General features: G+C 72.3%; 12 protein-coding genes. 8 read left to right on the plus strand and 4 right to left on the minus strand.

Features of this window, described 5'->3' with window-relative positions; translation table 11 throughout:
- Window positions 1-356 precede the first annotated feature (356 nt).
- Entirely contained in the window at window positions 357-2,501 is a 2,145-nt protein-coding gene (locus tag NRP21_RS04450; protein ID WP_257714972.1) for a putative bifunctional diguanylate cyclase/phosphodiesterase, read from the plus strand.
- Between the two features lie 7 nt (window positions 2,502-2,508).
- On the opposite strand, the gene NRP21_RS04455 is transcribed toward NRP21_RS04450, so the two are convergent.
- Both NRP21_RS04455 and NRP21_RS04460 read right to left on the minus strand, forming a co-directional pair.
- The gene (locus tag NRP21_RS04455) at window positions 2,509-3,753 is read right to left on the minus strand and encodes a Zn-dependent hydrolase (RefSeq protein WP_257714973.1); all 1,245 of its coding nucleotides are present in this window, start codon (window positions 3,751-3,753) and stop codon (window positions 2,509-2,511) included.
- A gap of 60 nt (window positions 3,754-3,813) precedes the next feature.
- Entirely contained in the window at window positions 3,814-4,389 is a 576-nt protein-coding gene (locus NRP21_RS04460) for a TetR/AcrR family transcriptional regulator (RefSeq protein ID WP_257714974.1), read from the minus strand.
- 127 nt (window positions 4,390-4,516) lie between these two features.
- Between NRP21_RS04460 and NRP21_RS04465 the strand changes: the two genes are divergently transcribed.
- The 3 genes from NRP21_RS04465 (at window position 4,517) to NRP21_RS04475 (ending at window position 7,627) form a co-directional block, all read left to right on the plus strand.
- Complete coding sequence (locus NRP21_RS04465) at window positions 4,517-5,806, plus strand: MFS transporter (protein ID WP_257715102.1); 1,290 nt, start codon at window positions 4,517-4,519, stop codon at window positions 5,804-5,806.
- 122 nt (window positions 5,807-5,928) lie between these two features.
- Window positions 5,929-6,711: an aldolase gene (locus NRP21_RS04470; protein WP_257714975.1), complete on the plus strand. Its 783-nt coding sequence runs from the start codon at window positions 5,929-5,931 to the stop codon at window positions 6,709-6,711.
- A gap of 22 nt (window positions 6,712-6,733) precedes the next feature.
- A complete protein-coding gene (locus NRP21_RS04475; RefSeq protein ID WP_257714976.1) occupies window positions 6,734-7,627 on the plus strand; it encodes a DMT family transporter in 894 nt (297 codons plus the stop codon).
- On the opposite strand, the gene NRP21_RS04480 is transcribed toward NRP21_RS04475, so the two are convergent.
- Window positions 7,624-9,135: a YifB family Mg chelatase-like AAA ATPase gene (locus NRP21_RS04480; RefSeq protein ID WP_257714977.1), complete on the minus strand. Its 1,512-nt coding sequence runs from the start codon at window positions 9,133-9,135 to the stop codon at window positions 7,624-7,626. The two genes, NRP21_RS04475 and NRP21_RS04480, sit on opposite strands and share 4 nt — an antisense overlap.
- Window positions 9,132-10,163, minus strand: a complete 1,032-nt coding sequence (locus tag NRP21_RS04485; RefSeq protein WP_257714978.1) for a histone deacetylase family protein — start codon at window positions 10,161-10,163, stop codon at window positions 9,132-9,134. Before NRP21_RS04485 ends, NRP21_RS04480 begins: the two co-directional genes overlap by 4 nt.
- A 133-nt stretch (window positions 10,164-10,296) precedes the next feature.
- Here NRP21_RS04485 and NRP21_RS04490 point away from each other — a divergent pair, with 133 nt between their 5' ends.
- From NRP21_RS04490 to NRP21_RS04505, 4 genes are read left to right on the plus strand one after another with little or no spacing between them, the layout of a single operon-like run.
- Complete coding sequence (locus NRP21_RS04490; protein ID WP_257714979.1) at window positions 10,297-11,589, plus strand: ArgE/DapE family deacylase; 1,293 nt, start codon at window positions 10,297-10,299, stop codon at window positions 11,587-11,589.
- The gene (locus NRP21_RS04495; protein ID WP_257714980.1) at window positions 11,586-12,827 is read left to right on the plus strand and encodes a Zn-dependent hydrolase; all 1,242 of its coding nucleotides are present in this window, start codon (window positions 11,586-11,588) and stop codon (window positions 12,825-12,827) included. The genes NRP21_RS04490 and NRP21_RS04495 overlap by 4 nt, the downstream gene beginning before the upstream one ends.
- A 4-nt stretch (window positions 12,828-12,831) precedes the next feature.
- Entirely contained in the window at window positions 12,832-14,325 is a 1,494-nt protein-coding gene (locus NRP21_RS04500; RefSeq protein WP_257714981.1) for a M81 family metallopeptidase, read from the plus strand.
- The gene (locus tag NRP21_RS04505; protein ID WP_257714982.1) at window positions 14,322-14,723 is read left to right on the plus strand and encodes a VOC family protein; all 402 of its coding nucleotides are present in this window, start codon (window positions 14,322-14,324) and stop codon (window positions 14,721-14,723) included. The genes NRP21_RS04500 and NRP21_RS04505 overlap by 4 nt, the downstream gene beginning before the upstream one ends.
- Window positions 14,724-14,727 lie beyond the last annotated feature (4 nt).

Below are 14,727 nucleotides of genomic sequence, written 5' to 3' on the forward strand. Positions count from 1 at the left end.
TTCCGTGGTGGCCAAGGCGGGGGTCTCCGGCAGCGTTGGCCGGGCGGGCAGGGGGGCGCCCGCCGGCTCCTTGCCCCCGTTTGCTTCCGGCCGGACCTTGCCGGCGGTTCACGACGGGGGCGCTTCGCGGCCGCTATAGAGGCGGGCCGGGCGGATGCCAACCCTGCCCCACCCAGCGCGTTCGAGAGCGCTGCAGGCCCCGGGCCACCGGATCCCGCAAATCCCCATGGCCCTATTGGGCATAGCTGCCATAGTGTTGCCCCAGGCCAGAAGACCTGCCGCGGCAGCCAAAAGGGTTCCGTTGCGAAAGCACAATAAATAGGAAGCTGTCATCGATGCCTCCGGAAGAGGCCCCCATGCGCCGGCTGAAACGGATGCTGACGTTGGGCGCCGGCGTCCTCCTGGCCTTTGCGCTGGCGGCCGTCCTTACGCTGCTCTCTCTGCCGCCGGCCATGGCCGCGGCGGTGCTGGCGGCTCTTACCTTGCTGCTCGCCGGGGGGGTGTTCTGCGTCTTCCTCACTGTCTGGCCCCGCCTGCGCCGCGCCGCCCTGCTGCGTGAGGCGGTGGACCGCACCGCGGTGCGCTACGCCGTCTTCGCCCGGGACCGCACGCTGCTGGACCGCAGCCCCGCCTACGACCTGCCGGGGATCGATCCACGCCCGCTGCCTCCAGGCGCAAAGCTGGACGATCTCCTCTCCGCCACCCATGGCCGGGGCCCCGAGGCCGCCAACGAAGTCGCCCAGCAGATCGCGGAGCACGAGGACGACGCGCGATCGGAGTACGACCGTGCCCTGCCGGACGGCCGCATCCTGCAGGTGAGCAAGCGGCGGCTCTCCGGCGGCGAGGTGGCGCGCTTCGCGCTGGACGTCACCGGCTCGCGTGCCCGGGACCTCCGCGCCCGCGCTATCCATGAGAGCGTGCCGGCCGCCATCTGGCACCTCGACCCCTCCGGGCGGACGGTCGCCGGCAATGGCCGCATGGTGGATCTGTTCGGCGGGAGGTTGCCGGCCACGCTGATGGAATCGGGCCTGCAGCAGCTCGGCCAGCCCGGGGACGGCCCCTTCGGCCTGCCGCCGGGGCGCGAGGTGGAGGGGCTTCTGCCCGCCCGCGGCCGCATGCCGGAGCGCCGGGTGATCGTGGTTGCCTCGCCTTGGCTGCCGGGGGAGGGCGGCGGTACCCAGGCCGTGCTGATGCTGCTGGACGTGACACGCCTGCATGCGGCCCAGGCCACCGCGCTGCACTTTGCCTGGCACGACCCGCTGACGGGGCTGCCGAACCGCTCCCGCTTCCAGCAGGCCCTGACGCGGCTCGCCGAGATGCCGGATGGCGGCTCCCTGCTCCTCCTGGATCTCACCGGGCTGCGGGCGGTGAACGACTCCTTCGGTCAGGTGGCGGGCGATTCGGTGTTGCGGGAGGTGGCGCGGCGCCTGCGTGAAGGCCTGCGCCCCCAGGACGGGGTGTACCGCCTGGGCGGGGACGAGTTCGCCCTTATCGCCACCGGGATTCGCACGCCGCAGGCCGCGGGCGCCATCGCGGCGCGGGTGCAGCGCTCGCTCGCCCTTCCCTTCGACCTCGGCGGCAACCCTCAGCCACTGCGGGCAGTGATCGGGCAGGCTTCCCTGCCGGAGGACGCCGCGGATGCCGAGGGGCTGCACCGGGCCGCCGCCCTGGCCCTGGCCCAGGCCAAGCGCACCGGCAACGGCGCCGTGGTCGCCTATGATCGGGCGCTGGGCGAGCGCATGGCCCGCCAGCTGGCCCGGCGCGAGAAGCTTGCGTCCGCGGTCGCCAACGGGGGCTTCCGGCTGGCCTGGCAGGCCCAGGTCGATGCCCGGACCGGCGCGCTGCGCGGAGCGGAGGCGCTGCTCCGCTGGTCGCCGACAGCGGAGGGCCCGATCTCCCCGGCCGAGTTCCTGCCGGAGGCCGAGGCCATGGGGCTGATGCCCCAGATCGACGCCTGGGTGCTGGAGGAAGCGCTGCGGCAGAAGGCCGCCTGGCGCGCCAGCCACACCGGGCCCGACATTGTCGGCGTGAACATCTCCCCGGCGACGTTGCGCGACCCGGAGTTCCCGGCGCGGGTGCAGGCCACCCTGGCCCGCTACGGCGTGCCGGCGGAGGCCCTGGAGATCGAGATCCCGGAGGACGTGGCGGCGCGCGACCTGGACGCCATCGCCCCCGTGCTGCACGAGCTGATCGCCGATGGTGTGCGGCTCTCTCTCGACGACTTCGGGGGCGGCCGTTCCGCCCTGGCCCACCTGCTGCGCCTGCCCGTGGACCAGGTGAAGCTGGACCGCAGCATCGTGGCCGGCCTGCCCGGCGGGGCGCGGGAGCGGGCGATCCTGCGCGCCGTCGCCACCCTGGCGCGCGGGATGGAAATTCCTCTGCTGGCCGAAGGCGTAGAGACGGAGGCCCAGCGCGAGGCCCTGCTTGCGGAGGGCTGCACGGTGATGCAGGGCTGGCTCTTCGGCCGCGCCGTGCCGGCGGGCGAGCTGGTCGCCCGCTAAGCCGCCATCAGAGCAGGCGGTTCGCGCGGGCCAGAACCGCCTCGAACAGCACCTGGCAGCCATCGGCGGCCTCTTCCGGCAGGATGCTCTCCGCCTCGTTGTGGGACAGGCCGTCCTTGCAGGGCGTGAAGATCATCGCGGTGGGCACGCGCCGGGCGACGTAGATCGCGTCGTGCCCCGCGCCGGAGATGATGTCCCGCGCGGGCAGGCCGAGCCGGGCCGCCGCGTCCCGCACCAGCCCGACGCATTCCGCATCGAAGGGCTGTGCGGGGATGCGGAACAGCTCGCGCAGCTCCAGCGAGAGGCCGACCGCCGCGGCGATCTCCCCCGCCCTCTTCGGGAACTCCTCTGCCAGCGCCTCGATCTCCGCGCCGGAGGGATGGCGGAACTCCACGGAGAAGCGCACCTCGCCCGGGACCACGTTGCAGGAATTCGGGAAGACCTGCAGCCGCCCCACAGTGCCGCGCCCGTCCTCGCCACGCTGCCTCATCAGGGAGTCCACCAGCTCCACGATCCGCGCGGCGCCCAGCAGCGCGTCGCGCCGTGCGGAGGGTGGGGTGGTGCCGGCATGGGAGTCCTGGCCGGTGAGCACCGCGTCGTACCAGACCTGCGCCTGCCCGCCGGTGACGATCCCGATGCGCTTGCCCTCGCGCTCCAGGATTGGGCCCTGCTCGATGTGCAGCTCGAAGTAGGAATCTGCCTCGAAGGGCCGGGCCGGTGCGTCGCCCCTGTACCCGATACCCTCGAGCGCCTCGATCACCGAGGTCCCCTCGAGATCCTTGATCGCGTAGGTCTCGTCAGGGTCGTAGACGCCCGCCCAGACGCCACTGCCCATCAGGGAGTGGCCGAAGCGGCTGCCCTCCTCGTCTGTCCAGTTGATCAGCTCCAGCGGCGCCTCGGTCTCGATGTTGAGGTCCCGGAGCGTCCGCATCACCTCCAGCCCGGCGATCACGCCAAGCGCGCCGTCGAACTTGCCGCCCGTTGGCTGGCTGTCCAGGTGGCTGCCGAAAAGAACCGGCTTGCGGGCGGGGTCGCGGCCGGGACGGCGTGCGAACATGTTCCCGATCTCGTCCACGCGCACCGTCAGCCCGGCCTCCTCGCACCATCGGCGGAACTGGTCCCGCCCGGCGCGATCCACCTCTGTCAGCGTCAGGCGCTTGACGCCGCCCTTCGGCGTGGCGCCGATCCGCGCCATGTCCATCAGCGCGTCCCAGAGGCGGCGGTCATCGATTCGCTGGTTGGTGCCGGACATGCCCGCTCTCCTCTGGTAGCCCCGGGATGAATGCGGCGGGCGGGGAGGGGGGACAAGGGGTCAGCCGGCGAGTTCTTCCCGCACCGCCTGCAGGATCTCGTCCGAGATGCCGTCGCCCCCCGCCGCCCGGGCGATGGAGACGGCGCCGACCATGGCCGACAGCGCGAGCAGCGCCCGCTGCCGCCGCCGGCGCCGCACGGAGGATGGAAGCAGACGCTCGATCGCGCCCGCCAGCCCGCGTATTCCCGCGGCATAGGCGCGCCGTATCCCGCCTTCCGGCGCGTCGCGCGCGGCCTCCGCCGCGAAGCTCGGGGCGGCGCAGCCGGCGCCCGGCGCGTCCCGGTGCTCCGGGCCCAGGTAGGAGCGCAGCAGCGCGGCCAGCCCCTCGTCGGCGTAATCCTCGGCCAGCGCGGTCCAGCGCGCCTCGTTCCGGCCGAAGGCGCGCGTGCAGGCCTCGGCCGCAAGCGCCTCCTTCGACCCGAAGTGCCCGTAGAACCCGCCATGGGTAAGGCCCGCGGCAGCCATCACCTCGGCAACGCTCACCGCTTCCACGCCGCGTTCCCGGAACAGGCGCGCGGCGATGTCGAGAACCGCCTCCCGCTTCTCCGCGACCGCCAACCGAGACGAACGTGCCATGGCCACCTCCCGCGGACCGAAACTAACGCGTTGACTTTATCATGACGAGTGTCATGGATATATATGATCACCATCATGGAATAAGTGCCATGGCTCATCCCCCGTCGCAGCCCGGGATCGCCGCGTGATGCTCGCGGCCGCCCTCAACGCGCGCCTTGCCCGGCGCGGGATTCACTACGGCTGGGTCATGGTGGCCCTCACCTTCCTCGTCTCGCTCTCGTCGGCGGGCTCCATGGGCATCCTCGGGGCGCTTCTCCTGCCGCTGCAGCGCGACACGGGCTGGGACACCGCCTCCATCTCCGGCGCCCTGGCGCTCCGCATCCTCCTCTTCGGCCTGATGGGGCCCTTCGCCGCCGCCATCATGCAGCGCTACGGCCTGCGCCGGACCGTGGCCACCGCACTCACCCTCGTCGTCGCGGGCTGCGTCCTCTCCATGCGGATGACGGAGCTCTGGCAGCTCTGGCTCTACTGGGGCGTGCTCACCGGGATCGGAACGGGGATGACGGCGATGGTGCTCGGCGCCACCGTCGCCAACCGCTGGTTCGTGCAGCGGCGCGGGCTCGTGCTGGGCATGCTGACGGCGGCCAACGCCACGGGCCAGCTCGCCTTCCTGCCGCTCGGCGCCTGGCTGGCGCAGCAGGAGGGCTGGCGCGTGGCGATGCTGCCGGCGCTTGGGGCCGGCGTGGCCTCCGTGCTGCTGATGCTGCTGCTCGGCCGCGACCGGCCGGAGGAGCTGGGCCTTCGCGCGCTAGGCGAGGCGGCGGATGCCCCGGCGGCCCCACCGCCAGTGCCGAACGCCAACCCGGTCCGCACCGCATTCGCCAACCTGGCCGAGGCCTCGCACAGCCCTGTCTTCTGGATCCTCTTCGCCAGCTTCGCGATCTGCGGCCTCTCCACGAACGGCCTGATCCAGACGCATTTCATCCCGCTCTGCGCCGATTTCGGCATGCAGGAGGTCCAGGCGGCCTCGGTGCTGGCCGTCATGGGTGCTTTCGACTTCGTCGGCACCATCGCCTCGGGCTGGCTGTCGGACCGCTACGACAATCGCCGCCTTCTCTTCTGGTACTACGGGCTGCGCGGCCTCTCGCTGCTCTTCCTGCCGATGAGCACCTTCTCCCTCTACGGCCTCTCGATCTTCGCCGTCTTCTACGGCCTGGACTGGATCGCGACCGTGCCGCCCACGGTGAAGCTCGCCGGCCAGGCCTTCGGGCGGGAAAAGGCGCCGTTGGTTTTCGGCTGGGTCTTCACGGGGCACCAGCTCGGCGCCGCGCTGGCGGCCTTCGGTGGCGGGCTGAGCCGGGACGTGCTGGCGAGCTACCTGCCTGCCTTCTACGTCGCGGGAGCTGCCTGCCTTATCGCTTCGCTGCTGGTGCTCGGCGCCCGGCCCCGGCCGCAGGCCCGGCCCGCGGCGGCGTAGCGTCGGGCGGCCTGGCCATTTCGGGGAAATAGCGGCGGCGGGATCGAAACAAACCGCCTCGCGCCTTGCGATCCGCCCCTGAGGTTGCAAACCTTGCGCACCTCACGGCCGGAAACCCCATCATGGCGCACGCGCTGCCCTCCGCCCCGCCGATCCTCCGCAACAGCGCGCTGGACGCGCCGGAGATCCGGCAGGCGCGGATCGACCTCGCCGCCTGCTTCCGCATGGCGGCGCGGCTCGGCCTGCAGGAGGGGATCTGCAACCACCTCTCCGCCCTGGTTCCCGGGCGGCCGGACCTGATGCTGGTGAACCCCTATGGTTGGGCCTTCGGGGAGATCACCGCCTCTCGCCTTCTCGTCTGCGACTTCGAGGGACGTGTTGTGGCCGGGGAGGGCACGCCCGAGGCCACCGCCTTCTACATCCACGCCCGGCTGCACATGCGGCACCCCCGCGCCGTGGCCGCCTTCCACACGCACATGCCGAACGCGACGGCCCTCTCGATGCTCGAGGGGCCACCCCTGGTCTGGGCCGGGCAGACCGCGCTGAAGTTCTACGGCCGCACCGCCGTGGACGAGGAATACAACGGCCTCGCGCTCGATGAAGCGGAGGGCGACCGCATCGCCGCGGTGATGGGTGATGCGGACATCGCCTTCCTAAAGAACCACGGCGTGATGGTCGTCGGCCCCTCCATCGCGGAGGCCTGGGACGATCTCTACTACCTGGAACGCGCCGCGGAGGTGCAGCGCCTGGCCTTCTCGACCAACCGCCCCCTGAAGCCCGTGCCGAAGGACGTTGCGGAGCGCACTTACGCCCAGATGCGCGCCGGCGATTCCGAGAGCGCGCGGCTGCACCTGGAGAGCGTGAAGCGCGTCCTCTCCCGCGAGGAGCCGGACTATCTCGACTAGCGCCGCCGCACCGGCCGGCTCGATGCAAGATCCGGGTGCGCGGCGCTTCGGCCTGCTCTGCCTCGGCGTTACTGCGTTGGGCTGGGGGCTGAACTGGCCGGTGCTGAAGTTCCTGCTCTCGGAGATGCCGCCGCTGACGGCACGCGGCCTCGCAGGGCTCCTGGCCGCCCTCGCCCTGGCCGGCTTCGCCCTCGCCCGCGGCCTTCCGCTTCTCGTTCCCGGCCGGAAATGGCCCGCGCTGATCATCGCCTCGGCGCTGAACGTCACCGCCTGGATGGGGCTGGCCACGATGGGCCTTCGCTACCTCGGTGCGGGGGAGGGCGCGATGATTTGCTACACGATGCCTGCCTGGACGGCGCTCGCCGCCTGGCCCGTGCTGGGAGAGAGGCCTTCCGCCGCGCGGCTCCTGGCCCTGGTTCTCGGCATGGCCGGCGTGGTGCTGCTGGTCACGGAGAACGGCGTCGCGCTGGAGTGGGAGAAGATGCCGGGGGTGGCCATGATCCTCGTCGGCGCCGTGCTCTTCGCCCTCGGCACCGTGTGGTTCAAGCGGCACCCGCTGGGGCTGAACCCCGTGGCCTCGGTGGCCTGGCAGGTGGGGCTGGGCTGCCTGCCCATGGCGCTGGCCGGGCCTTTCCTCGAGAATGCCGACTTTGCCCAGGTCTCCAACGCGGGCTGGGCGGCCTTCCTCTACATGGCGGCGCTGCCGCTCTGCCTCTGCTACCTCGCCTGGTTCGCGGCGCTGGCGGCCCTTCCGGCGGGGGTGGCCGCGATCGGCACGCTGGCGGTGCCGCTGATCGGCGTGCTGTCCGGCGCCGCCTTCCTGAACGAGCCCTTCGGGCCTCGGCAGGCGGCCGCCCTTGCCCTGACGATGGCGGGCATCGTCCTCGCGATCCGCACGGGCCCGCGCAAGGCCTAGCCGGCGGCCGGCTTCCTCAATCGGTAGCCCAGCGCCTCCGCCACATGGGCCCGCGCGACCATGGCCGTACCCGCCAGATCCGCAATGCTGCGGGCCACGCGCAGGCTGCGGGTGAAGCCGCGGCTGGACAGCGCGAGGCGCTCCGCCGCGCTCTCCGCAAGGGACAGCGCCTCGGCGGCGAACCCGTCCCGGATGGCCTCCACCGGCGCCTCGGCGTTGGTGGCGATCCCGATGCCCGCGTAGCGCGCCCGCTGCACCGCGCGCGCCGCCGCCACGCGATCCGCGACGGCGGCGCTGCGTTCCCCGGCCGGGGCGCGGGCGAGCTCGCGCGGCGCGATGGGCTGCACCTCGATCGTCAGGTCGATCCTGTCCAGCAGCGGGCCGGAGAGCTTGGACTGATAGCCCTCGCCGCAGCGCGGCGCCTGTCCGCATTCGCGCGCCGCGTCGCCGAGATATCCGCAGCGGCAAGGGTTCATCGCGGCCACGAGCTGAACCTGGGCCGGGTAGGAGACGTGGGCGCTGGCGCGGGCCACGGTGACGCGCCCCGTCTCCAGCGGCTGGCGCAGGGCTTCCAGGGCGGGGCGCGGGAATTCGGGCAGCTCGTCCAGGAAGAGAACGCCGCGGTGGGCGAGGCTGATCTCGCCGGGCCGGGCCTTCGGCCCCCCGCCGGTCAGCGCGGCCTGGGAGGCGGAGTGGTGCGGGTCGCGGAAGGGCGGGCGGGCGCTGATCCGGCCGCCCTCCAGCCCGCCCGCGACGGAACGGACAAGGCTGGCTTCCAGCGCCTCGTAGGGCGTGAGATCCGGCAGGATGCCCGGCAGGCGCGCCGCCAGCATGGACTTGCCCGAGCCGGGCGGGCCGACCATGAGCAGGTGGTGCCGCCCGGCCGCCGCGATCTCCAGCGCCCGCTTGGCGCTCTCCTGCCCGCGCACCTCGGACAGACAGGGGCCGCGCGCCTCACCGGCCAATGGCGCGGCCGGGGCTGGGGGCGCGAGCACCTGGCGGCCCTGGAAATGTGCGATGAGGGCGCGCAGGTCCGGCGCGGCCACCGCCTCGGTCATCCCCGCCCAGCACGCCTCCGCTCCCTGGGCTGCGGGGCAGACGAGGCCGAGTTCCCGTTCCCCGCAGGCCAGCGCGGCGGGCAGCACGCCCGCGACGGGCTGGATGCTGCCGTCCAGCGCCAACTCGCCCATGGCGGCGAAATGCGCCAGCTCGTCCGCAGGGATGACGCCCATCGCGGCGAGCAACCCGAGCGCCATCGGGAGATCGAAGTGGCTGCCCTCCTTTGGCAAATCGGCGGGGGCGAGATTCACCAGGATGCGCTTCGGCGGCAGCGACAGTCCCAGGCCGGAGAGCACGGCCCGTACACGCTCCCGGCTCTCGGCCACGGCCTTGTTCGCCAGCCCCACCACGGTGAAGGCCGGCAGCCCCGCGGAGAGCTGCACCTGCACCTCGACCGGAACCGCCTCTACGCCCTGGAGGGAGAAGGTGGTGACGCGCGCGAGGCTCACCCGCGCCAGCTTCCCAGGAAGCGGGCGAGGAGCGTGCCGATCACGTCCACGTTGTAGCCGCCTTCCTGGATGATGGCGGTGGGCAGGCCGAGGCCCGAGATGCCCTCCGCCGCGCGGGCGAAGCCATCCTCCGTGACGCGCAACGCGGCCAGCGGCTCATGCTCCGAGGCGTCGAAGCCGAGGGAGACGACCAGCGCCTCCGCACCGAAGGCGCGCACGCGCGCGATGCCGGCCGCCACGGCTTCCAGCCAGGCCTCGTCACCGGTGCCGAAGGGCTGGGGCAGGTTCAGATTGCAGCCGTCGCCATCGGCCGCGCCCGTTTCGGAGGCATGGCCGACGAACCAGGGATAGTAGCGGTCCGGGTCGGCGTGGATGGAGACGGTCAGCACGTCGCCGCGCGTCCAGAAGATGCCCTGCGTGCCGTTCCCGTGATGGCTGTCGATGTCGAGCGTCGCCACGCGGCGCGCACCGGCGCCGCGCAGCGCCTGCACGGCCAGCGCCGCGTTGTTAACGAAGCAGTGGCCCCCGGCGCGCGCGGCGTAGGCATGATGCCCGGGCGGGCGGCAGAGCGCGTAGGCGGTGCCGCCCTTCGCCGCGGCATCCGCAGCGGCCAGCGCACAGCCCGCTGCGCCGAGCGCCGCCTCCCAGGTGCCGGGGCCGACAGGGCAGGCCGTGTCCGCCGTGTACCAGCCGGCCTTGCCCACAGCCTGGGTAGAGGGCCGGGCCCCCTGCGCGAGCATCTCCGGCGAGGGATGGATATTCGCCACGATCTCCGCGCCGGCGCCGGGCGTGGCCGCCCACTCCGCCGGGCCGTCGCGCAGCCAGTCCAGGTAGTCGGGGGCGTGCACCGTCTCCAGCGCCGCGCGGCCGGGCAGGGCAGGGGTGATTGCAGCGATGCCCAGCGTTTTCAGCCCCTCACGCAGCGCCGCCGCCCGCGCCGGCACCTCGAAGTTCGGCCGGAGCACGCCACGCTGCAGGAAGAACTGCGGCGCGTGCGCCGATTCCGCGGGGTGGTCAAAGGCTTGCATGGGCCGACCCTATGGGCGCCCCGGGCGCTTGTCCACGCGGCCGCGCCCATGCCCCGGAGATCCCCCGGCGATCCCTCGACAGGGGACGCGGAAGGCGTAGCCTGCGCGCCCTTGCCACTTTCAGGACGGTTCCATGACCCCTCTCGACCCCGGTGCGAAACGCGCGATCCTGGAGGCCGTGAAGGCCCTGGAGGGGGCGGCGATCGACCGCCTCGCCGACCTCGTGCGCTGCGAGTCCACCTTGGGGAAGGAGGCGGGCGCGCTGGAGCTGATGGCGCGGAACTATGAGTCGCTTGGCTTGGCCCCACGCCGCATCCCGACCGATCCGGAGGCGCTGAAAGACCATCCCGGCTTCTCGCCCCCGCTTATCTCCTATGCCGGCCGCGACAACGTGGCCGCCATCTTCACCCCGCGCGAGGTGAAGGGCCGCAGCCTGGCGCTGCAGGGGCATGTGGACGTGGTGCCGGAAGGTGCGGCGGATCTCTGGATCACCCCGCCCTACGAGCCGTCGGTGCGGGATGGCCGCATGTACGGGCGCGGCGCGGGTGACATGAAGGCGGGCATCGTCTCCTACCTCACGGCCTTTCAGGCGCTGAAGATGGCCGGGCTGCAGCCAGCCGCCCCCGTGCAGATGCAGGCGGTGATCGAGGAGGAGTGCAGCGGCAACGGCGCCCTGGCCACCATGCTCGCCATGCCCAAGACGGATGCGGTAGTGATCCCCGAGCCCGGGCCGGGCATGGCCGCAATGTACTCGGCCGAAGTCGGCGTTGTCTGGGCCTGGGTGACGGTGACCGGCCGCCCGACCCATGTGCGCGACATGCACGCGGGCATTAACGCCATCGAGGGGGCGATGCGGATCGCGGCGCGCTTCAAGGACTACGAGAACGAGCGCAACCGCGCCGAGAACGTCCACGCGGCCTTCCGCGGGGTGAACCATCCCGTGAACGTCAACCTCGGCACGGTTGAGGGCGGAGAGTGGAACTCCTCCGTTCCCACCCGCGCGCGGATCGGGCTGCGGGTCGGCGTCATGCTCGGCTACTCGGCGGCGCAGACGAAGGCGGACATCGAGCGCATCGTAAGCGAGGCGGCGGCCGATCCGGGGCTGCGCGGCACGCAGGTGAAGCTGGAGTTCAAGGGCTTCATGGCCGATCCCTGCGGCTTCGACATGGAGAGCGATATCGCCCGCCTAGCCCAGCGCGCCTATGCGGAGGCGAGCGGGAGTGAACTGCGCCACTACCCCGCCACCGGGCTCACCGATGGCCGCTTTTTCACCCTCTACCAGGACACGCCGGTGGCCTGCTTCGGGCCGGAGGCGCAGGAGATCCACGGCATCGACGAGAGCGTGTCCCTCTCCTCCATGCACGACATCACCCGCAGCATTGCGCTGCTGATGGCCGAGTGGTGCGGGGTGGAGAAGGCGGCATGAGCAACCTTCCCCTCTCCGGCGCGCGGCTCTGGGAATCCCTGATGGAGATGGCGCGGATCGGCGCCACCCCGAAAGGCGGCTGCAACCGCCAGACGCTGACGCCACTGGACGGGGAGGGTCGCGCGTTGCTCGCGCGCTGGGGCGCGGAGGTCGGGTTGGCGCTGAGAACCGACCGGCTGGGCAACATGGCCCTGCTGCGCCCTGGGCGCGATCCCGCCCGCAAGCCTGTTGCCATCGGCAGCCACCTCGATACCCAGCCCACGGGCGGGAAGTTCGACGGGGTGCTGGGCGTGCTCGCGGGGCTGGAGGTGATGCGCGCCCTGCACGAGGCAGGAGCGGAAACGGAAGCGCCGATCGTCCTGATCAACTGGACGAACGAGGAGGGCGCGCGCTTCTCCCCGCCGATGATGGGCAGCGGCGCCGCGATCGGCGCCTTCACCGAGCAGGAGGTGCTCGATAAGCGCGACCCGGACGGTGTGCGCTTCGGCGACGCGCTGGAGGCGATTGGCTGGAAGGGCGAAGCGGACCCCGCAAGGCTGCGCGAGCTGGAAGCCTATTTCGAGCTGCACATCGAGCAGGGGCCGGTGCTTGAGCGAGAGGGGCTGGACGTCGGCGTCGTCACCCACGCCCTGGCGCAGCAATGGTTCGACGTGACCGTGACCGGCGAGGACGCCCATGCCGGCGGGACGATGGCGCACCGGCGTGATTCGCTGATTGCGGCCTCCATCCTGATCCAGGCACTGGAGACGATCGCGCTGGAATCCGGCGGCGACGCCCGCGCCACGGTCGGCCGCATCGCCGTGGAGCCATCCAGCCGCAACGTCGTCCCCTCCGTCACCCGCTTCAGCGTGGACCTGCGCCACGGCGACGAGGCGGCGCTCGACGCCATGGCAGCCGCGCTGCGGGAGAGGGCGGCGGATATCGCGGCATCCCGCGGCGTCGCTGTCGATGTGGCGCCCTTCTGGACTTCACCCCAGACCCCCTTCGACCCGATCCTCGCCCAGCGCCTGCGGGATTCCGCCAAGGCGCGCGGCATCCGCTTCCGCGACATGCCCACCGGAATTGGGCATGATGCCGTCTATGTCGCGCGCCAGGTCCCCACGGTGATGATCTTCTGCCCCTGCCACGGCGGCATCAGCCACAACGAGGCGGAGAGCATCACGCCGGAATGGGCGGAGGCCGGGCTGATAGTGCTGGCGGACGCCGTTTTGGCCACCGCCGGCGCGGCGCGGGGCTGAGCGCGTGCGGATCGCGATCGGCGGCTTCCAGCACGAGAGCCACTCCTTCGCCCCCGTGCCGACGCGCTGGGACGACTTCCTCAACCCCGGCGGATGGCCGGTGCCGCAGCGCGGCGCCACGCTGCTGGACGGCCTGCGCAACACGGGCGTGCCGGCCGCCGGCGCGATCCAGGCCGCGGAGCGCAGCGGCATCGAGATCGTGCCGCTCGCCTGGGCCTTCGCCAATCCGGCCGGGCCGGTGCAGGCGGAGGCCTTCGAGCGCGTTACCGCCTTCATCGTCTCCGAGCTGTCGGACGCGCTGGCGAGGGCGCCGCTGGACGGCATCTACCTGGACCTGCACGGCGCCATGGTGGCGGAGGAGTTCCCGGACGCGGAGGGCGAGCTGCTGCGCCGCGTCCGCGCCCTCGCCGGGCCGGATGTCCCCATTGCCTGCAGCCTGGACCCGCACTGCAACCTGACGGCGGCGATGGTGGAGCGGGCCGACGCGCTCGCGCCCTATCGCACCTACCCGCACATTGACATGAAGCAGGCGGGCGCGCGCGCCATCCGCCTGTTGGTGGAGCGTATGAGGCGCGGCCGCCCCTTTGCCCGCGCCTATCGCCAAGTGGATTTCTGGCTGCCCATCACCAGCCAGTGCACCCTCGTCCCGCCGATGAGCGAGGTCTATGCGGAGCGGGAGCGCATCGCGACCCGCCACGGGGTTTCGGAGCTCGCCTTCTGCTTCGGCTTTCCCTACGCCGACTTCCCGGGCTGCGGCATGGCGGTGGCCGCCTTCGCATCCGACCAGGCCGCGGCGGATGCGGCGGCGGACGAGTTCCTTGCCCTGCTGAACCGCCGTGAGCGCGACTTCGCCGGCGAGATCCTCCCCGCCGACCGCGCCGTGGCCGAGGCCATCCGGGTCAACGCCTCCCGCCCCGTGATCATCGCGGACACGCAGGACAACCCCGGCGGCGGCGGCCACGGCGACACCACCGGCCTGCTAGCCGAGCTGGTCCGGCAGAACGCCCGCAAGGCAGTGGTCGGCTCCATCAACGACCCCGAGAGCGCGGCGGCCTGCCATAGGGCCGGGGAGGGGGCGACCGTCTCCCTCAAGCTCGGCGGCCGGAGCGACGGCGCGCCGCTGGAGGTCACGGCGCGCGTGCTGCGCCTCTCCAACGGGCGCTTCACCTGCACGGGCGCGATGGCGGGCGGCAACCCCGCCGATCTCGGCCCCTCCGCCCTCGTCGCGATCGGCGGCGTGCGCGCGATCGTCACCAGCCGGAAGATGCAGGCCTACGACCTCGCGCTGTTCCGCCATATCGGGGTGGAGCCGGCGCAGGAGGGAATCGTGGTGGTCAAATCCTCGGTACATTTCCGCGCGGACTTCCAGCCCATCGCGGAACGCGTCATCGTCGCCGCAGCACCCGGCCCGGTTGTGGCGGATCCAGCCACGCTACCGTTCCGCCACCTCCGCCCGGGTCTTCGCCTGCGCCCCGGCGCCAACGAGGTGACGCGATGAACCCGATGTTCAGCCACGTGATGGTCGGCGCGAGGGACGTGGAGACCCTGGCACGCTTCTACGACGCCGTGCTGCTGCCCCTCGGCCTGGAGCGTGGCCCCGACTCCTCGGCCGGCCCGCGCGGCATCTGCTACCGCGCCCCCGGCGCGCGCCACCCGACCTTCGACGTACAGGAGCCCTTCGACGGCAACCCGCCGGGCCATGGGAACGGCAGCATGGTGGCCTTCATGGCCCCGAACCGCGAGGCGGTGGACGCCGCCCATGCCGCCGCCCTGGCCCATGGCGGGACGGACGAGGGCGCGCCAGGGCTGCGCACCCGCTACGACCCGCACTACTACGGCGCCTATATGCGAGACCCTGAGGGCAACAAGCTCCACGTCGTCCACCACGGTCCGTGACACC

This window comes from Roseomonas populi, assembly GCF_024594815.1.
GTDB lineage: Bacteria > Pseudomonadota > Alphaproteobacteria > Acetobacterales > Acetobacteraceae > Roseomonas > Roseomonas populi.

Excerpts from the sequence above, each read along its gene's own strand:
- NRP21_RS04450 (WP_257714972.1), top strand. The coding sequence starts at position 357 with ATGCGCCGGCTGAAACGGATGCTGACGTTGGGCGCCGGCGTCCTCCTG.
- NRP21_RS04455 (WP_257714973.1), bottom strand. The coding sequence starts at position 3,753 with ATGTCCGGCACCAACCAGCGAATCGATGACCGCCGCCTCTGGGACGCG.
- NRP21_RS04460 (WP_257714974.1), bottom strand. The coding sequence starts at position 4,389 with ATGGCACGTTCGTCTCGGTTGGCGGTCGCGGAGAAGCGGGAGGCGGTT.
- NRP21_RS04465 (WP_257715102.1), top strand. The coding sequence starts at position 4,517 with ATGCTCGCGGCCGCCCTCAACGCGCGCCTTGCCCGGCGCGGGATTCAC.
- NRP21_RS04470 (WP_257714975.1), top strand. The coding sequence starts at position 5,929 with ATGGCGCACGCGCTGCCCTCCGCCCCGCCGATCCTCCGCAACAGCGCG.
- NRP21_RS04475 (WP_257714976.1), top strand. The coding sequence starts at position 6,734 with ATGCAAGATCCGGGTGCGCGGCGCTTCGGCCTGCTCTGCCTCGGCGTT.
- NRP21_RS04485 (WP_257714978.1), bottom strand. The coding sequence starts at position 10,163 with ATGCAAGCCTTTGACCACCCCGCGGAATCGGCGCACGCGCCGCAGTTC.
- NRP21_RS04490 (WP_257714979.1), top strand. The coding sequence starts at position 10,297 with ATGACCCCTCTCGACCCCGGTGCGAAACGCGCGATCCTGGAGGCCGTG.
- NRP21_RS04495 (WP_257714980.1), top strand. The coding sequence starts at position 11,586 with ATGAGCAACCTTCCCCTCTCCGGCGCGCGGCTCTGGGAATCCCTGATG.
- NRP21_RS04505 (WP_257714982.1), top strand. The coding sequence starts at position 14,322 with ATGAACCCGATGTTCAGCCACGTGATGGTCGGCGCGAGGGACGTGGAG.